At 46.9% G+C, this 2,506-nt stretch carries 2 protein-coding genes; both read right to left on the reverse strand.

Features of this window, described 5'->3' with window-relative positions; genetic code table 11:
* Positions 1–1,537 (reverse strand): OstA-like protein (locus tag AC4E7D_RS13850; RefSeq protein WP_490174369.1); only part of this gene is annotated, 1,537 nt, incomplete at its 3' end.
* Between the two features lie 124 nt (positions 1,538–1,661).
* Positions 1,662–2,506 (reverse strand): adenylosuccinate synthetase (locus AC4E7D_RS13855; protein WP_490174368.1); only part of this gene is annotated, 845 nt, incomplete at its 5' end.

Genomic DNA, 2,506 nt, shown 5'->3' on the forward strand with positions numbered 1-2,506 from the left:
TCACCCCCTGTATGACCGGAAGAACAAGGTTGCGGTCGTCCTCGTCAAAAATATCGTCCTTGGTTCGTATTCGTTCCTCACCCCGCCATATGAACCCTTTAAGTCTTCGGCTGTTTTCAGGCAATTCGCTTTCAGGAAAAATATCCCCGTCAGGATTGGTGAAAAAAGTAATTTCTTCTATGTCGCTCTCAGCGAGGGTCATCCGGATCGCACTGCAAATGGTCTTGTTGATCCCTATGAGCTCGTTATTATCATTGTACATATAGTAGATCACCTCAGTGTTCTTGACCAGGTCCACGGTACGGAGGGCATTGTCAATGAATTTACCAAACAGGTCTTTCCCTTTGGCCTGGTTATAGCCCTTTTTACCAATGCTGTCCAGGGAAATTACAAAGGCATTGTTCAGGACCTTTAGTGAATCCAATTTATTGGTCGCTTTGTCGCTTATCAGATGGATACTGTCACCGGTCATCTGGTTTTCCAGATTCCAGAGTACAGGTTCTTTGATCAGTTGGGTGACGCCGCTTTTTTCGGTGTAATGAATGGAGTCACATTTCCCGCTCAAATCGGTTTTGAAAAATTTTGCATTCCTGAAGGCCCTGAGAATGCGTTCTTCTGGTTTTCCGGTTACCATCAGGGTATCTCCATGGATGTAGAGGGAATCCTGTTCGACCAGATTGATAGCCACCGGCCTTTTCGTTGCAAAAACGGAGTCCTTTGCTTTGAACACCTCTGCATAATGTGCGCGGATAATTCCTTTGTTGACGGTATCGGTGACTACAATGTTATTGGTTGCCGACGCAAATTCAGTGGCCTTGTCAAAATACACACTGTCCCCTTCGATGATCCTGTTATTGTAATCGATCCGAGTATTCTTAACCCCGTATCCCCGCTCGATCTTCGTATCGTAAAAACCCCGCTCGCTATATATCTTGTAGGTCTTCCCCGTGATGGTAGAAGGGCCGTACATATAGGCATTTTTTGAGGAGGTGTAATAATCCAGTCGTTCTGATTCTACTGTATATTCAGGATTTCTGATGATTACGCTGTCCTGGAACTGGTATTTCTTCAGGTCCATAAAGTAGCGCCCTATCCTGCTGGTCAGGGTGTTGGCCGAATCCACGACGCGGCCTTTGGTATTGTAATAGGCTTGTTGTGCTTCCCGGTCGAAATACAGCGTATCTGTCCGCAGCGTCATCTGGGCATTGGTAAGCACCACATTTTCCCTGGCCTTAGCCAGTTTGGTGTTGCCGTCATAATCCAGCTTTTTAGCGGTCATCATAACTGAATCCCCCTGCTTCAACCGGATATTGCCGATGGCCTGTAGTTTATTTTCTTTTTGGTAAAAAATAGCGACATCACACCAGAGGTCTGCCCCTTGGTGTTCGAATTGTACCTGCCGGGTATCCTTGCTGAAAATGGAGGCACCGGGTGCTTTTGCTTCATCCTTGGTGAAATTCGCCCCGTAAACAATCCTGATTTCCCTGCCCTCTGGCTCAGTTTCCTGTCCGTAGGCCAAGCCGAAGGTCAATAGCATTAAAGTTAGAAGGGAAGTCTTCACAACCGACTTATTTTGTCCAAAAATAGGATTTTTTGAAGGAGGGTATTGCCTATTAAGATAGATTTAATACCGGGATTTACTGCCGTTATTTTGCCAGTAGTTACCTGTGAATCGTCTGTAAGCGGTCCGGGCCAACCGATACAATTTTCACTGGCACGCCAAGTTTTTCCTCCAAAAAGGAGATGTAATCATGCAGGGTGGCCGGTAAATCTGATGCTGAAGTGAGGCTGGTCAGGTCCTTTTTCCAACCCTTTAAAGTAGTATACACAGGACTTACATTCTCTGATTCGATATTGTAAGGCAGGTGCTCAATTTCCTTTCCCTTGTACTTATAGGAGGTACATACCTTTATTTCTTCAAAACCGCTGAGGACGTCGGCTTTCATCATCATCAATTCGGTAACCCCATTGATCTGGACGGCGTATTTCAGTGCCACCAGATCTAACCATCCGCACCTCCTTGGGCGGCCGGTTGTAGCACCAAATTCATTACCAACCCTACCCATTGTGGCACCCGCCTCATCGAATAATTCTGTTGGGAACGGGCCACTACCCACCCGGGTGGTGTAGGCCTTGAAGATCCCAAAGACCTTTCCTATTCCTGAAGGTGCTACCCCGAGCCCTGTGCAGGCCCCGGCAGCCGTTGTATTGGATGAAGTGACATAGGGATAGGTGCCGAAGTCAATGTCCAGCATAGATCCCTGGGCCCCTTCTGCCAGTATTTTCTTTCCATTTTGCTGTGCCTGGCTCAGGTACTCCTCACTATCGATAAAATTGAGGGATTTAAGCGTTTTTATGGCAGCAAAGAACTCGCTTTCCAGTTCATCCAGATTGTACTGGATATCCACATTGTAAAACCCAATCATGGCCTCGTGTTTATTGGCCAGTGACCTGTATTTCGATTTCCAGGTGTCCAGCTCCAGGTCACCGATTCGCAGACCGTTCC

Source organism: Lentiprolixibacter sp. (genome assembly GCF_982873095.1).